The organism is Pantoea sp. Acro-807 (assembly GCF_011752675.1).
Classification (GTDB): domain Bacteria; phylum Pseudomonadota; class Gammaproteobacteria; order Enterobacterales; family Enterobacteriaceae; genus Pantoea; species Pantoea eucrina.
The window spans coordinates 52505-68193 of record NZ_VWXE01000001.1; the positions used below are offsets into that span (position 1 = coordinate 52505).

The 15689-nt window shown below is 55.2% G+C and carries 11 protein-coding genes and 1 tRNA gene; 8 read left to right on the top strand and 4 right to left on the bottom strand.

The genetic code is table 11. The features are described from left to right. Positions 1–42 precede the first annotated feature (42 nt). The 3 genes from F3J39_RS00280 to F3J39_RS00290 all read left to right on the top strand — a co-directional run bounded on the left by F3J39_RS00280 (position 43) and on the right by F3J39_RS00290 (position 2362). Positions 43–1788 (top strand): amylovoran biosynthesis protein AmsF, encoded by a 1746-nt coding sequence (locus tag F3J39_RS00280; protein WP_145339285.1) that lies wholly within the window; start codon positions 43–45, stop codon positions 1786–1788. Positions 1789–1941: 153 nt separating this feature from the next. Then, positions 1942–2017: transfer RNA gene (locus F3J39_RS00285), tRNA-Thr, on the top strand. A gap of 135 nt (positions 2018–2152) precedes the next feature. Beyond that, entirely contained in the window at positions 2153–2362 is a 210-nt protein-coding gene (locus tag F3J39_RS00290) for a hypothetical protein (protein ID WP_039382899.1), read from the top strand. A 16-nt stretch (positions 2363–2378) separates the two neighbouring features. On the opposite strand, the gene F3J39_RS00295 is transcribed toward F3J39_RS00290, so the two are convergent. Next, positions 2379–4277: a flagellin gene (locus F3J39_RS00295; protein ID WP_166713738.1), complete on the bottom strand. Its 1899-nt coding sequence runs from the start codon at positions 4275–4277 to the stop codon at positions 2379–2381. Between the two features lie 899 nt (positions 4278–5176). On the opposite strand from F3J39_RS00295, the gene F3J39_RS00300 reads away from it, so the two are divergent. The 4 genes from F3J39_RS00300 to F3J39_RS00315 all read left to right on the top strand — a co-directional run bounded on the left by F3J39_RS00300 (position 5177) and on the right by F3J39_RS00315 (position 10106). After that, positions 5177–6157, top strand: a complete 981-nt coding sequence (locus F3J39_RS00300) for a glycosyltransferase family 2 protein (RefSeq protein ID WP_039382903.1) — start codon at positions 5177–5179, stop codon at positions 6155–6157. 11 nt (positions 6158–6168) lie between these two features. Then, positions 6169–7476, top strand: coding sequence for a flippase (locus F3J39_RS00305; RefSeq protein WP_071668493.1), 1308 nt, complete (start codon positions 6169–6171; stop codon positions 7474–7476). Continuing rightward, a complete protein-coding gene (locus F3J39_RS00310; protein WP_071668494.1) occupies positions 7473–8468 on the top strand; it encodes a glycosyltransferase family A protein in 996 nt (331 codons plus the stop codon). Before F3J39_RS00305 ends, F3J39_RS00310 begins: the two co-directional genes overlap by 4 nt. Positions 8469–8819: 351 nt before the next feature. Continuing rightward, positions 8820–10106 carry an HAAAP family serine/threonine permease gene (locus tag F3J39_RS00315; RefSeq protein ID WP_104084608.1) on the top strand — a complete coding sequence of 429 codons (1287 nt, stop codon included), beginning with the start codon at positions 8820–8822 and terminating at the stop codon, positions 10104–10106. Positions 10107–10147: 41 nt separating this feature from the next. Here the strand turns inward: F3J39_RS00315 and F3J39_RS00320 are convergent, their stop codons facing one another. The 3 genes from F3J39_RS00320 to dbpA all read right to left on the bottom strand — a co-directional run bounded on the left by F3J39_RS00320 (position 10148) and on the right by dbpA (position 14498). Next, a complete protein-coding gene (locus F3J39_RS00320) occupies positions 10148–11704 on the bottom strand; it encodes a methyl-accepting chemotaxis protein (RefSeq protein ID WP_104084609.1) in 1557 nt (518 codons plus the stop codon). A gap of 310 nt (positions 11705–12014) precedes the next feature. Then, a complete protein-coding gene (locus F3J39_RS00325) occupies positions 12015–12977 on the bottom strand; it encodes a chemotaxis protein (protein ID WP_039382912.1) in 963 nt (320 codons plus the stop codon). A gap of 141 nt (positions 12978–13118) precedes the next feature. Then, entirely contained in the window at positions 13119–14498 is a 1380-nt protein-coding gene (dbpA, locus tag F3J39_RS00330) for an ATP-dependent RNA helicase DbpA (protein WP_039382913.1), read from the bottom strand. Between the two features lie 370 nt (positions 14499–14868). Between dbpA and F3J39_RS00335 the strand changes: the two genes are divergently transcribed. Further along, on the top strand, positions 14869–15066 hold the full coding sequence (locus F3J39_RS00335) for a hypothetical protein (protein ID WP_039382914.1): 198 nt from the start codon (positions 14869–14871) through the stop codon (positions 15064–15066). Positions 15067–15689 lie beyond the last annotated feature (623 nt).

A 15689-nucleotide genomic window follows, 5' to 3' on the forward strand; every position in this document is an offset into this window, starting at 1 on the left:
TGACGCTATTCCAATACCCCTGTATAAGCCGAGGAGGCTGACATGATCGAAGTTAATTCATTTGCTGAACTGCGTACCACTGCACCTGCTAAAAACGGCGATTCTGCGTTTTTGCGCCGCTACAATGCGGACTCAAACTTTCGCGGTGGCGGTGACTTTACCGGTTTTATCGGGACGACCACGGCGGCTGACGATGGCGGTACGCTGGCGGTCGGTAATGGCTTCTACTGGAAGCGCGTGATCAACGACCCGGCAGACCTCAACGTCTACCACTTTGGTGCGAAGGGAGATGGCTACGCCAATGACACCGAACCCTTCAAACGCATGCTGGCGTGGACCCAGGGCTACAGCGGCAATATCCGCGATCTGCCGGTGCGCTTTCCGGGCGGTAAATTCCTGATTAACCCGATAGATATCAGTGATACTGAGGTCGCCTTCTTTGGCCTGCAGGGGGATGATGTGGAGCTGGGTTCGCTGCCGCGTACCACGATCATTTCCGACAAGAGCGCCAATACGGTGTTCAAAGTGAAGGCGCGCCGCACCGCGATCAAAGGGATCACCTGGCATGGTCAGGCGTCCGCAGATACCAATACCAACAAAGGCACTATCACAGCCGAGCTGTGTACCAACGTGCAGCCCTTCTTCGAAAACACCTGCATCGAAGGCTCTACGGTAAATATCTACTGTTTCCGCGCGCAGAATAGCGGCGGGACCGTCATTAAAGTGCTGGATACCCTCGACAGTAAGTTTGACCAGATCTACACCCTGTGGACCTACGGGCGCGTATTCGACATCGGCTGGTCAAACTCGCCAAAAGGTAAGTGGGACCACTCCACCGCGATTGAGATCTGCAACTGTAACTTCCAGACCGGTTACGGTGACGCCACGCTCTATATGCCGCGCGTGACGCAGGGCATTATGCGTAACGTCTGGATTGAGCATACGCGTAACCCTGGCGATCTCTCCGACGGCGGCTGGACCATCGATACGCTGAACATTGAGGATTGCGGCTCGCCGTTTAACCTCAATAACGCCCGCGTGATCATGCGCCAGATTGGCCTGCAGTCGGGTGCCACTATCTCCAACGACCTGGCGGGCACGCGCTGGCTCTCGACGTTTGAGTATGGCTACCGGCGTGAGGAGAACCACGGCACTATTATCACCGGCTCCCTGCGCACGGGTTACTACAGCGGCCATAAAGTCACCAATAACACCGATACCGATAACTGGTATCGCCTGGGACAGCTCTTTTTCCCGGTGGCGAACCAGCAGTGGGTGATGGAGCTGATTGGTAAAGCGGATGCGACCCAGCCCACCGGCACGGCGGCGTCGCCGGTCAATATGGCCGGCACCGGTAAAACCTGGATCAACCTGCAGCGGCTGGATACCGTCTGGGCTGACGCCTGGCATATGGGCCAGCCTGCGGTGATGGATATCCGCTACAACCGGGTCGGCACCACCTATGCGGTGGTGTGGGTTAAGCTGCGCGCCAAAAGCGGTGATACGCTGATTAACCTGAAAACCACCGGGCCAACGCGTTTTGAGTCAGGCTCCTGCTCGCTGTTCCAGACTGACTTTTCGGTGGTGACCGATACCACCAAAATGGGCACGCTGAAGCCAGCGGCACGCTTTGGTTTTCATAACGGCGTAGCAGGCATTGGTGCCAATGAGAAAGGGGTGCTCACTGTCGCGACGGCAGCGGGTAATCCCACCAATAAAACGGCCCCTTCGGGCTTTGTGCTGGTCAATATCAACGGTGTTGATCGTAAGCTGCCTTATTACGATTAAGGCCAGCACCTTTTTGGCGAGGCTCCGGCCTTGCCTTTTTTTTTGTGGTGGAAAACGCGCCGGCGCTGCTGAAAAAGCGGGCGGTTGAATCACCGCATCTTGACGCCGCGCGTCACATTTCCTATTTTTACTCCCCGTAGTTCCCGCCCCATTGCCGGTGTAGCTCAGTTGGTAGAGCAGCGCATTCGTAATGCGAAGGTCGCAGGTTCGACTCCTGTTTCCGGCACCAGTTAATTCCATCTCTTATAGATTATTTTTCTTCCCCTTTCAGCATCTGCATAACACAGCCTCCGGCAGACCCCAGCTGGACGTATTCTCATCCGTTGACCAGACTTAGCGTTCCCCCCGAAAAGGAGAATGCGCAATGAGTACCCGATACAAAGTGACCTATGAACATCAGGATGGCGACGTTAAAAAGCGCGAAGAGGTGATACTGGAGAGCGAAAATGAGCCTTCAGATGAAGAGGCGCATGAAGCGGTGCTGCAGGATCTTGCGATGATGAAAACTCCCGGCACCGGCGTAGATGGCGTGGCGAAGTTCGATATTATCAGTATCGCCCCGGCTGACGAGTAAAAGGGGCGGTTGCCCCTTACCCCTGCAGCAGCTTAAGCACCTGCTGCGGTTCCTGCTGCGCCTTTGCCAGCACGGAGTTACCGGCCTGCTGCAGAATTTGCTGACGCGCCATCGCTGACACTTCCTGCGCATAGTCAGCGTCTTCAATACGCGAGCGGGCTGTTGCGTAATCGGTTGTGCTCTGGCTCTGCAGCCGCTGCGCCGACTCCAGCCGGTTGGCAATCGCACCCAGCTGGCTGCGCCGGCTGTCAATCAGCGCCAGGGCGCGATCCAGCGTTGCCAGCGGATCGTCCGGGTGCTTCAGGCGGATCTCATCGCCCATCTCTGAAACACGCATCGTCGTCAGATTGGTTGAGGCATCAGTGGTTGAAGAGATGCCCGCCTGAAAATAGATCTGAATATCACCGGTGCCCTGCAGCGTTTTCAGCATGATACTGCCGCTGCTGTCGTGGGTCACAAAGGTCGCTGTTTTATCAATGCCGGTATCCGGCGCGTCCATATAGTAGTTGCCGTCAGCGTCCAGTCGCAGCACGTCGCTGGCGCTCTGGCCTGAGACGTCGGTATAGCGCAACTCAACGTTTGCCGGGTCCAGCGTGACGTAAGCCGTACCGGTTACGCTATTTACGCTGCTAAAACTGTTGATAGCGCTGCTGCTGACCGCGCTGATAGCCAGCGAGCTGCTGCCGTTCTCGTCAGTATGTGCGGCCACCGCTGCGTTAAAATATTGATAATTACCGCCGCCGTTATCAACTTCCATCACGTACTGTGAACCGCTCTGCAGCAGCCGCGCATTACTCACGCTATTTCCGCTGGCATCCGTAAAGCTGAGCGTGGCGCTGCTGGTATCGATAGCGGGCGTTTGCGTTACAGCAGCCGGTGGCGTAGCAAAATCGGCGCTGCTTTTTGCCGGGGCGCTGGTGACCTGCGCAATAACATTTCCGCTGCTGCCAAAGTCCAGCGTGGCAGCGTGATAGAGACCGCCTTGCTCAACATAATAGCTGCCGTTATCAACGGTCAGATGCGCGGCGGGCGTAGCGGCAAGCGCAGTGCCATCCGATTGCTGAAAATTAACGGCCGGAATAGCACGCGCCGCTATGGTGTTTACGCTGCTGTAGAGCGGGGCGGATGTGGCGCGGCTGATGGCCACCGTTCCGGCGGCGTTAGCGGTGTCCCAGCGGGCGCTTACCGCCGCCAGATAGTATACCGGCTTGCCGTCAGCGCCGGTGCTCTGCACATACTGCCGGTTATCCGCGCTGCTGCGCATCAGCTGCGGCGCACCTGACGAAGGCGTATAGGTCACAGTAATAGCCGGATTGGTGAAATTCATATTGGTGGCAAGGCCGGTCACGCGGTTAACCGGCGTCACTTTGCCGCTGATGCCACCAATCACCAGATCTTTCAATCCCAGCGCGCCGACGCTAAAGCCCGGCGCGGAAAGGTCCAGCATAATCTTTTCACGATCGTTGGCACCAACCTGGAAACCGATTTGTCCGGCGCTGCCGTCGAGCGTTTTGATGCCATTAAACGCAGCCGTGCTGTTCAGACGGTCGATCTCTTTCAGGTTAAGGTTGATCTCTCCCTGAATGGAGTCGGCGTCACTCTGCGAAAGGGTACCGTTCAGTCCCTGTACCGCCAGCTGCCGGATCCGCTGAACGCGGTTATTGATCTCATCCAGAGCGCCGGCAGTGGTATTTACCAGCGACAGCCCATCGCCTGCGTTGCGCTGCGCCTGCTGCAAACCGCGCTGCTGACTCTGCATCCGGTTGGCTATCGCCTGGCCTGCCGCATCATCACTTGCGCTATTGATACGCATCCCGGAAGAGAGATTACGTATCGCTGTTCCCAGCGCTGACTGGCTTTTGTTTGTGTTCTGCACCGCGTTGAGGGCAGAAAGGTTGGTTTGCAGGGAAATCATTTACTGGCTCACCGGTTGTTCTGTTGATAGCGTTATCGGCAGAAAGTGATTTTATTTTAACCATTATTTGACCTAAGTCGCTGTAGCGCTGCGGTGCTGTGATTTACAGCGGAATCGCGATCTTTTTTTACTGATATTAATCCTGGTGACCTTTACGCGTTTATCTTATCAGTCAGCGTAATATTCCTTTATTAAAGCTAATCAATCTGCATTTTAATTAACGGCAGGGTCGCTGCGTAAATTCTGTTTTCCTGACCTCCCCATTGACCCTGGCTTGTTCAGCGGAGAGAATGCCGTTTAAAGTTTTGAAACAGATCGCATTTTAAGGGCCTGAAGCCCATTGCAGTATGGCTGCGATAGCCATACTGGATTAACGCCTCCTGCTTCTCACGCGGCGCAACAGACGCAGCGGAATAATAAAAGAGCAGGGCGCACAGCACATATCATTAATGTTGCCACACGTTACGTTAAGGCCGCTGAAAAGTCGGTAAAACGATTTGCGCGACGTCGCGCCGCAGAGTGCGGCAGGTCAGTCGCTGGTAACTTATTGATAAAGAATGATATCCAGCTGAAGCTAACGCTAAAGCCGCCACTCTTTGCCCGCCATCCAGCCGGATTGCAGGGTGAAGCGCAGGCAGCTGCGCGTCGTCAGCGGTATGCATTTACAAACGAATAATAAATAGTTCTGGCGTGCAGCGCTGGCGAAATTCTTATTATTACATTGAGTATTCATTTATTTAATTAGCGGAATTCCTTACTGAGGAAACTCCGAAAAAATCCGGAATACAGTTAAGCCGGACGCAGGAATATGCCATCAGGCACGCGCGTTATCTGAACGGCAATGTTTAACGCCGCTGCGTTCGCCTTATTAATACTGACAAAACGAGTTCTGAGGTCTCATGCAAAATCCCGTAAACGACGTGTTACTGAGCGTCATTGTGCCGGTGTATAACGCGGCTGCTTATCTGGAAAGAAGCATTAATAGTCTGCTGCAGCAGACGGAAATGCGCTTTGAAGCGATTTTTATCAATGATGGCTCAACGGATACGTCGCAGGCCATTCTTGAGCGGTTTGCGCACCATCCGCAGTTTCACATCATTGAACAGTCCAATATGGGCGTCTCTGCGGCACGTAATCAGGGGCTGCGCAGCGCACGCGGTAAATTTATCTGTTTTTTAGACGCTGATGATTTTTTGCCGCACGACGCCTTTGCCACCTGGGCTGGGCTGATGCAGGAAAATATCGGCATGTGTATCGGCGAGTCGCAGCATTTTACGCCTGCCGGTGAGCCGCTGGATCAGCCTGCCAACCGTGACGCATCGCGGCAGATGAGCGCGGCGGCAGCGGTCAACGACGTGCTCTATTTCCATCCCCGTCACGGCATCTGCGACAAGGTATTTCGCGCGGACGTTATCCGGCAGCATCAGCTGCGCTTTAACGAGGAGATCTTCAACTTCGAAGATCTGCTGTTTGTGATGAACTACCTCTATCTGCTGCAGAACCAGCAGGTAATCGTCACCGAACGCGTGGTCTACCACTACGTAAAGTCGGACAACTCCGCCACCCGTTCGGCGCTGCGGGAAAAACACTTCTCCTTTGCGCGTTCGTTTGGCCGGATGAAGGCGTTTATGACCCGGCAGCACCATCGCTACTACTACCATCTCGTGCTCAAGGTCACCTCTTCCTATATCAGCAAAGGGCTCAACAGCCGTGAATTCAGCGGTGCCTTTATTGAAGATTATATCGCGCTGTATCGCCGCAGTTTCCGCGCTTATCTCTCGTCCGGCCCGATGCTGAATCCCTGGAGCCTCTATTTCACCCTCTTTTTTGTCAGCCCGCGCGGCGTTTCACAGCTGCGCCGCCTGGCGCGTAAAGCGTAAGGGGAACCGGAATGAAAGAGAAACTCAGAAACTCAATGTGGATGATCGCTGAAAAGCTGATCGCCGTGTTTGGCCTGATTTTTGTGACCTCTTACGTCGCCAAATATGTCGGCCCGACCACCTTCGGCATTATCTCACTCTCAATGCTGATTTTTCAGTTTTTGCAGAGCATCGCGGTAATGGGCAGCGATGTCATATTGCTGAAGCGCATTGCGCAGAATCACCGTTCGGGTATTCGTCTGATGATGGCTGCCGGCCTGCTGGTGCTGGGCGTCTACAGCGTCCTGGCAATCAGCGGCATGCTGATCATGAAAGCGGAGTGGAGCCCGGATGCGGTGGTCTTTATCTGTGCCGCTGCGCTGGCCTGCCTTTTCTCGGCGCTCGATCTGGTTAACATCTACAACGAGGCGATGCTCAATGCCCGTCTCAATGTGATCGCTAACGTTATCGGGCTGGCGATCAGCCTCTCGGTGCGATTCCTTATCTCCTGGCTGGAGCTGGATCCGCACTATCTGGCGATCCCGATTGTACTCGCCACCCTTATTCCCTTTGTCATTAAGCTCGCGCTCTTTACGCGCCAGCACCGCCATGAACCGCTGCCGGCGCTGCGTCAGCTGAAGCAATATTCGCGCTATATGGTGGCATCAGGCATGTCGCTGGTTATTTCGGCCATTGCAGTCGGCATCTATACGCGCGTCAACCAGGTAAGCGTCTCTTACTTCCTCGGCGTAAAAGAGGCGGGCATTTTCTCTGTGGCGCTGACGCTCTCCACGGCGTGGGTATTTTTACCGGCCGCGCTGCTGGCGTCGTTTTATCCCGCTTTCTTTGCCGAGCGCAACCGCGAGCGGGCGATCGTTAAAGCGCAGCAGCTGCATCTGCTGGTGATTGGCGTCTCCGCGCTGGTGATTGTGGCGATCTGGCTGCTGTCAGGCTGGTTTATTGGCCATTTTTATGGCGCTGCCTATCTGGATGCGGTAGCCCCGACGCTGTTGCTGAGCGTGGGCGCGATGTGCGGTGTGCTGAGCAGCGTGATGGACCGCTTCATTGTGAAATATAACGGCTACCGCTTCCTGATCAAAAAGACCTTCGCGGTGCTGGTTATCTGCCTGATCTCTTCACTGCTGCTGGTGCCGCATTACGGCCTGACCGGCGCTGCACTGAGCGTGGTGATTACCGAATTCGTCTCCTTTTCCCTGCTTAATTATTTTTTCACCGCGCAACCCGTGGCGCGGATCCACCAGGTTTTTTTCAACCCCAGGAAGCTATGGCAGTTATTTAGCAATTACAAAACCTCAGACAGCAAAGAGAGTTTATCATGAATGACAATCCGCTCTTCAGTATCATCATTCCCGTTTATAACTCACAAAATACCATCCGGCGCACGCTGCTGAGCGTTTTGAACCAGACGTTCAGCAGTTATGAAGTGGTGGTGGTTAACGACGGCAGCCGCGATAACAGCGCGCAGATTCTGTCTGAGTTTGCCTGTTATCCGCAGATAACCGTGCTGGAGCAGATCAACGCCGGCGTCAGCGCTGCGCGCAATACCGGGCTGTTAAAGGCGCGCGGCGACTACGTGCTCTTCCTGGACGCCGACGACTGGGTTGATGACAATTTCCTGATGAGTTTTAAGCAGAATCTCAACGCCTGGCCGGCTGAAACCGTAGACCTGATGGTTGGCCACCTGAATGACGATCGCATTGGCAAGGTTTCGCAGGCGGGCTTTTTCAGCCAGCACGATATCCCTTATGTGCTGGGCGAACTGGAGATCAGCGACAACATCGGCTATCTGCATAATAAATGCTACCGCCGGGAGATTATTGAATCCCTGAATCTGCGTTTTCTTGAGGGGATCTCAATGAGTGAAGATCTGCTGTTTAACCTGAAATATTTCAGCTGCATCAGCAACTTCCTGATTACGCCTAACGCGGCCTATCACTATGAGGATACCAGCGGCTCGCTCTCCAAGCAGAAGGTACAGTACAGTGAATTAAAGGTGCGTAAGCAGTCGCTGACCGCGCTGTATGACACCATCGTCGATAAATATCAGGCCAGCGAACTGGACCACTTTCTGAAAGGGATCTCAAAGCGCGTGCTGGCGCTGGATATGCAGATTGTCACTGCCATGTACCACGCTTCCTTTTCACCGGCAGATATCGCAACAGAAATAGAACAGATAAAGCGCGGAAAATACTCAAAAGGTATCTTCACGCTGCTGAATAAAAATGAAAAACTGAAGTACATGATTATGAATCTGAACTCACTCACAGCGTACTATTTCCTCTATGCGTTATACAGAATGCGCGCATTCTGATCCCTGACCCTCCCGGCGTTGCCTTCCGATCTCTGTCTCTGGCAGAAGAGGGCAGCAGCCGGGAGAGACCGCTGCTTTTACTCACCGGTTACTACCTTCACTTGCACAATTTTTGTGACTCAGGTCAAATAACGTCAGGCAATCGATTGCGCGCCGGTTTTGTGCATTTTTAAAGCATAAATTTACCAGCCTGCGCATTTTTGCTGCTTTTGTGACGCGTATCTTGCGTTGTGACCCCCGCACGGTGACAAAAACGTATAGCATGAGCGCGGTTAAACGGCAGCCCGCAGCGGCTGACCGTGAACAGAGAGCCGGAGACCGGCTGCAATAATGATGAATCTGGAGAGAGTGATGAACAACTCACAAACCAGCACGCTGGCAACCGCCAGAGCGGCCAGGGGCTGGAGCAAGAGTGACACGGTGTGGATGCTGGGTCTGTATGGTACGGCGATTGGTGCCGGAGTGCTGTTTCTGCCGATTAACGCCGGCGCGGGCGGGCTGCTGCCGCTGCTGATCATGGCCGTACTGGCGTTCCCGATGACCTTCTATGCGCACCGCGCGCTGACGCGTTTCGTCCTCTCGGGTAAAAATCCGGGCGAAGATATCACTGACGTGGTGGAAGAGCACTTTGGCAGCGGGGCGGGTAAAATCATCACGCTGCTCTACTTTTTTGCTATCTATCCCATTCTGCTGATGTACAGCGTGGCCATCACCAATACCGTAGACAGTTTTATTGTGCATCAGCTTGGCCTGGTGTCGCCGCCGCGCGCGCTGCTGTCGCTGCTGCTGATCAGCGGGATGATGGTTATCGTGCGCTTTGGCGAGCAGATGATCGTGAAGGCGATGAGTATTCTGGTCTTTCCGTTTGTTGCCGTCCTGATGCTGCTGGCCGCCTGGCTGGTTCCGCACTGGCACGGTGCCGCGCTGCAGACGCTGTCGTTTAGCGAGGCAACGGGCAGCGGCAATCTGTGGATGACGCTGTGGCTGGCCATTCCGGTGATGGTTTTTTCATTTAACCATTCGCCGATTATCTCGTCTTTTGCCGTCGCAAAACGCGACGAATATGGCGCCGGTGCGGAAAAACGCTGCTCGCGCATACTGGCCAGCGCGCATCTGATGATGGTGGTCACGGTGATGTTTTTTGTGTTCAGCTGCGTGCTGAGCCTGTCGCCAGCCGATCTGCAGGCGGCCAAAGCGCAGAACATTACCATTCTTTCTTATCTGGCTAACCATTTTCAGGTGCCGATGATCGCCTGGCTGGGTCCGATTGTCGCGATGGTGGCGATCACGAAATCGTTCCTGGGTCACTACCTGGGGGCGCGCGAAGGCTTTAACGGCATCGTCACCAAATCGCTGCGCAGCCGGGGTAAAGCGATCGCGCCGCAGAAGCTGAACCGGCTGACCACGCTGTTTATGCTGCTGACCACCTGGCTGGTGGCCACGCTGAACCCCAGTATTCTTGGCATGATTGAAACGCTGGGCGGGCCGGTTATCGCGGCAATCCTGTTTTTGATGCCGATGTATGCGATTCAGAAAGTGCCGGCAATGCGCCAGTACAGCGGGAAAATCAGCAACCTCTTTGTGGTGATTATCGGAGTGCTGGCGATCTCTTCTGTCGCCTGGTCGCTGTTCAACTGACCGCAGCCGGGTCGCCGTCACCGGCGGCCCGGCCGTGGGCATTACGCCAGCGCGGTTTTAAACACGCTCATCGACTGCGCCAGCCGATCGGCCTGCTCCTGCAGCGCCTGCGAGGCGGCAGATGCTTCCTGCACCAGCGAGGCATTCTGCTGCGTCACCGCTTCCATCTGCGTAATAGCCTGATTAATCTCACCAATGCCGCTGCTCTGTTCGCTGCTGGCAATGGTAATTTCGCTCATAATCTCAGCCACGCTCTGCACGCTGCTGACGACTTCACTTATGGTAGATCCGGCGTGCGTCACCAGGCGGCTGCCTTCATCAACTTTGGTCACGGAATCTTCAATCAGGACTTTAATCTCTTTAGCGGCAGAGGCGGAGCGCTGGGCCAGGTTACGCACTTCCGATGCCACCACGGCAAAGCCGCGTCCCTGTTCGCCGGCACGCGCTGCCTCAACGGCGGCGTTAAGCGACAGAATATTGGTCTGGAAAGCGATAGAGTCGATGACGCTGATAATATCGACAATCTTCTTCGAGGAGTAAGTAATCGCCTCCATTTTATCGATAACCTGCTCCATCACCACGCCACCCTCTTTAGCCACCTCAGAGGTTTTTGAGACCAGCGAGTTTGCTTCGCGCGCGTTATCGGCGTTGTGCTTCACGGTCGCGGTCATCTGCTCCATCGCGGAAGCGGTCTCTTCCAGCGAGCTCGCCTGCTGCTCGGTGCGCGAAGAGAGATCGATATTGCCGCTGGAGATCTGATTAGAGGCGACGGCGATGGTATCGGAGCCGGCGCGCACGTTAGAGACGATGGTCATCAGATTGTCGTTCATGGTCTGCAGCGCCTGCATCAGCACGCCGGTTTCATCTTTACTGCGGACCGTTATGCGCGAGCTGAGATCGCCGGCGGCAACTTTGCTGGCGACGGCGACAGCTTCATTAAGCGGACGCACGATGGAACGGGTCAGCAGCAGGCCCAGCAGCACGGCAGCCGCGATGGCGATAGCCGTAAAAATAACGGAAACCTGAATCGCCGTGGTGCCATCTTTGATGATGCCTACTCCCTCCTGATGCAGCTGGCTGGCCTGAGAGTCGGCAAAAGCGGCCGCACTGAGCAAAAAGGTGTTTTGCGTCTGGGTAATCTTCTTCAGCACGTAGTTGCTGGCTTCATCTGTCTTGCCGTCCCGCACCAGCGCCAGCACATCATTTTTTTGCTGTTCAAACAGTTTGCTGGCGGCAAGTAATCCGGCAATTTTCTTTTTACCTACCGGCGTAACCTGAATGGCCTCAATTTTTTTCATCGCGCTGTTAGTCTGCGCCGTCGCATCCGCAAGCTGAGCAAAGCGTTTAACGTTATTTTCCGGTCGGGTGGTATCAATCACGATACCGCGCAGATATTTTATCTGGTCATTCACGCCATCGCGCACGTCGAAGCCGAGGCGAACCTTAACAAAACGATCTTCTACAATGGAGGTAATGCCGGTTTTAATATTGCTGATTTTCAGCCACGACGTAACGCCCACCACCATTAACAGGGCCACTACCAGGCCAAAGGCGATGCCCAGGCGTACCCCGACTTTCATATTCTTGATGCTCAACATTGGTTCTCCCTGTTTGCCAGAAATCAGACAGTAATAGGATGCGTCAGCAAATGATTAATTTGCTGCGAAAGACTGTTTTTAAAAGAAAAATGGAAATCTGTCTGCGCAGGTTATCCCTGAAAACGCCAGCGCAGGCGCAACAGTTATCGGTAACTAATATATTTACTTTAATTTTTGCGCGCGGTAGCGAAGATCGGTTAGCAGTACTAAATGATGGTAAATAAGCGGTACTGTTTCAGGGCGGAAGGAATAGCCGCAATAAAAAAGGCGCGATAGTCGCGCCTTAAAGGGAAGGGAGAACAGGGCGGATTTAGCGCTGTTTTTCCAGCACGCTGAAAATGGCACTGGAGAGCTCATTGATCTCGAATTTTGCCACATAACCATCGGCGCCCACTTTACGCACGTGATCTTCATTGGCGCTGCCGGAAAGCGAAGAGTGGATGACGACCGGTATATGGCGCAGTGTGTCATCACGCTTGATATTACGCGTCAGCGTGAAGCCATCCATCTCCGGCATCTCCAGATCGGTCAGAACCAGGGCGATTTTATCGTGAATCGATTCGCCGCTGGCCTGCGCTTCTTTCTTCATTTCGTTGATTTTTATCCACGCTTCCAGGCCGGTATTGTGCATCAGGGCCGGAATACCCATGCTTTTCAGTCCCTGTTCGAGCAGCTGGCGGGCCACTTTAGAATCTTCCGCCACGATAGCGACTGCGCCCGGCTTCAGGTTAAAGTTTTTCGCGGTCTTAGCGTCAGGCTCAACGCCGCGCACCGAAGGAATAATGTCATAGAGGATCTGCTCTACGTCGAGTACCAGCGCCAGATTGTTGCTTTCGCCATCGCTGTCAAGACAGGCGATACTGGTGATATTGCGGCTGCTGATCCCCGCTTCTGCGGTATGCACCTGACTCCAGTCGAGACGCACAATATTCTCTACCGACTCCACCGCGAACGCCTGAGTACTGCGCGCATATTCAGTAACCAGCAGCAGATTCAGACCGGTTTCCGGCTTGCAGCCGGTTACGGCCGGCAGATCGATAACCGGAATAAACTGCCCCCGGATACTGGCCATACCCAGCAGCGGCGAGTTCATACCGGCCGCGCGCGTAATCGCCGGCATCGGCACAATTTCGCGCAGCTTGAACACGTTGATGCCATACAGCTCAGATTTGCCTTTCAGCCGATCGGAACCCAGCCGAAACAGCAGCAGTTCAAATTTGTTGGACAGCGCCAGGTTTGCGCGTTCGTCGATCTCTTTCTGAAAATTATCCATCATGGCCTCGGGACAGAATCTGGGCGGAGCAGGGAGAGGGCGGAAGTGCCATGATTAACTTATCGGCAGGGCGCGCGAAAAATGAAGGGAGAAGGGGAAGATTTAGCGCAAGGGCGCGATCGCCCTCACGCTATGGCCATACTATTTCAGGAGAATCGCGCGTACGCTTTTCCCTTTGATTTTGCCCTCTTTGAGCCTGATCAGCGCTTTTTTCGCCTGCGCTGCCGCAATAGCGACATAGGCGTGCGACGGTGTCAGGTCAATTTTACCGATCTGATCGGCGCTGAAGCCCGCTTCGCCTGTCAGCGCGCCCAGGATATCACCCGGACGGATTTTTGCTTTGCGTCCGCCATCAATACAGAGTGTCATCATGGCCGCAGGAAGCGCCTGTGCCGCTCTGCCTTTTAAGGTAGCGGCCGCCACCCAGTTAAGTTTCTGCTGCAGGTAATCCTCCAGCGCATGGGCGCGAGCCATGCCGTCAGGTGCCACAAAGCTCACCGCGAGCCCTTTTTCACCCGCTCGCCCGGTGCGACCAATGCGGTGCAGGTGCACTTCCGGATCCCACGCCAGCTCAAGGTTGACTACCAGCGCCAGCGATTTGATATCCAGACCGCGTGCGGCTACGTCGGTCGCAATCAGGACGCGGCTGCTGCCGTTAGCAAAGCGGATCAGCACGCGCTCACGATCGCGCTGTTCCAGATCGCCATGCAGCGCCAGCGCGCTGATATCGCGATCGTTCAGCGCAGCGGCAATATCATCGCACTCGCGTTTGGTGTTGCAGAACACCACGCAGGAGGCGGGCTGGTGCTGACTCAGCAGGGCGCACAGCAGGTTAACGCGCTCGCCTGCGCTCGCTTCGATAAACTGCTGCTCAATCGCAGGCAGCTCCGCTTCGGTTTCCGTTGCAACCGCCAGCGCGTCGCGCTGAAAGCGCTGGCTCAGGCTGGCAATGGTGTCAGGCCAGGTGGCGGAGAAAAGTAGCGTCTGCCGTGCCGCGGGCGTGAAGCCAATAATCGCTTCCATATCGTCGCGGAAACCCATCTCCAGCATGCGGTCGGCTTCGTCGAGCACCAGCGTCTGCAGCTGGCTGAGATCGAGATTGTCGCGCTTAAGGTGATCCAGCAGTCGGCCTGGCGTGCCGACGACGATGTGCGGGGCATGCACCAGCGAATCGCGCTGTGCGCTCATCGGCTGGCCGCCACACAGCGTGAGAATTTTAATATTGCGCGTAAAACGTGCCAGCTGACGCAGCACATTGCTGACCTGTTCAGCCAGTTCACGCGTCGGGCAGAGCACCAGCGCCTGGGTATGAAACTGGCTGTTGTCGATACGATTAAGCAGGCCGATACCGAACGCAGCGGTTTTGCCGCTGCCGGTCTTCGCCTGCGCACGCACATCGCGGCCGGCAAGTATGGCGGGAAGCGACGCTGCCTGAATAGGCGTCATCGCATCAAAGCCCATATCGCGCAGGTTGTCGAGCTGGCTGGCGGGCAGTTGCGTCAGGGTTGAAAAAGCAGTCACAAAGATGTCTCAGATAGGAGGGAAGATAACGCGGCCAGTCTGGCAGAAAGCCACGCGGGCAGCAACGGTAATTCGCCTGATGCATACGGCCGGAGAGAGAACAAAAGCCTGTCCCGCATCAGGGGGCTTATTGTTGCAAAGTTTTAATAAGTTATTATCCGTAACGATCCGTTGGCGTATAAAAATCACTCAGCAAATAAGGAGATTAACGCTTTTAGTGCGTTTTTCAGCGGCAATTTAAGATAAATTTCCCCCGGGTCAGGCTTATATATTACGCAGCATAAGGAAATTCTTATTAAAAACCCTTGTTGTTCTGATCTATATTGAGCGCGCCATTTGGCGAACGAATTTACTTCAGAGGTCAATTTCATTGAGTCATAGTCTCCAGGGACATAGCGAAGACATTCTGAAAATCGTCGGCCGCGCCGTATTAACGCTGCACCTTCATGGAGAAGCTTTATCCTCTGATAAAGTCAGCTCAATGATCGCCTGTTATGCGGAAGAAGAGCCAGTCAGTGACGATGATCATCAGCGCCTCTACGCGCTGGCCATTCAGATGTTGTCGTAAAACGCTATGCAGCGGCAGGTGTCGCCGGTTAGTAAGACAAAAGCCTCCAGCCGGAGGCTTTTTTGTTTTTGGGCTGGGTGTTTAGCAGCGCGGGGCACTGAGAGGGTTCCGCCCGTCAGGGCAGGGCTGAGCGCGGCACCGGAGGGGTTCCGCCCGTCAGGGCAGGGCTGTGCGCGGCACCGGAGGGGTTCCGCCCGCCAGGCTTCTGGCAGTTTCAGCGGCATCTCCGCATGCGGACGGGCTAAGGGGCGGGTGGGCGCGCCCCTTAGCAATCCGCGCCCCGCGCCGTCCTCGCGAATTCCCGGGCTTATCCCTCTGGCCTTAACGGACCGCGCGGATTCGCTCCTGCTCAGCCCGCGCTCTCGCCGGCGTCCTGCCGGCTCGCCCTGGCCGTCACGCTGCGCCCGGCGCTGCGGATGGCGCCCCTTTTCCCCGCCTGCAAATTCTTCATTTCTTTTTTTTAATTTGGTTTGGTGTGCGCTGAAGCTTCTCTACAAAACCTTCAGCCATAAGACACTTATTGAAGAGAAAAAAAGCAGCAGCGGCGGGCGGGGCTGGCGCAGGGCCGGGGAGTGCAGAGGGCGCGGCCAGGCGTCCTCTGCCCGGTCGCCGTGCCGGAGCAA

What these genes read in the sequence shown, in the direction of transcription:
- F3J39_RS00325 (WP_039382912.1), bottom strand. Translation starts at nt 12,977, where the DNA reads ATGGATAATTTTCAGAAAGAGATCGACGAACGCGCAAACCTGGCGCTG.
- F3J39_RS00290 (WP_039382899.1), top strand. Translation starts at nt 2,153, where the DNA reads ATGAGTACCCGATACAAAGTGACCTATGAACATCAGGATGGCGACGTT.
- F3J39_RS00305 (WP_071668493.1), top strand. Translation starts at nt 6,169, where the DNA reads ATGAAAGAGAAACTCAGAAACTCAATGTGGATGATCGCTGAAAAGCTG.
- F3J39_RS00295 (WP_166713738.1), bottom strand. Translation starts at nt 4,277, where the DNA reads ATGATTTCCCTGCAAACCAACCTTTCTGCCCTCAACGCGGTGCAGAAC.
- F3J39_RS00310 (WP_071668494.1), top strand. Translation starts at nt 7,473, where the DNA reads ATGAATGACAATCCGCTCTTCAGTATCATCATTCCCGTTTATAACTCA.
- F3J39_RS00280 (WP_145339285.1), top strand. Translation starts at nt 43, where the DNA reads ATGATCGAAGTTAATTCATTTGCTGAACTGCGTACCACTGCACCTGCT.
- F3J39_RS00320 (WP_104084609.1), bottom strand. Translation starts at nt 11,704, where the DNA reads ATGTTGAGCATCAAGAATATGAAAGTCGGGGTACGCCTGGGCATCGCC.
- F3J39_RS00315 (WP_104084608.1), top strand. Translation starts at nt 8,820, where the DNA reads ATGAACAACTCACAAACCAGCACGCTGGCAACCGCCAGAGCGGCCAGG.
- F3J39_RS00300 (WP_039382903.1), top strand. Translation starts at nt 5,177, where the DNA reads ATGCAAAATCCCGTAAACGACGTGTTACTGAGCGTCATTGTGCCGGTG.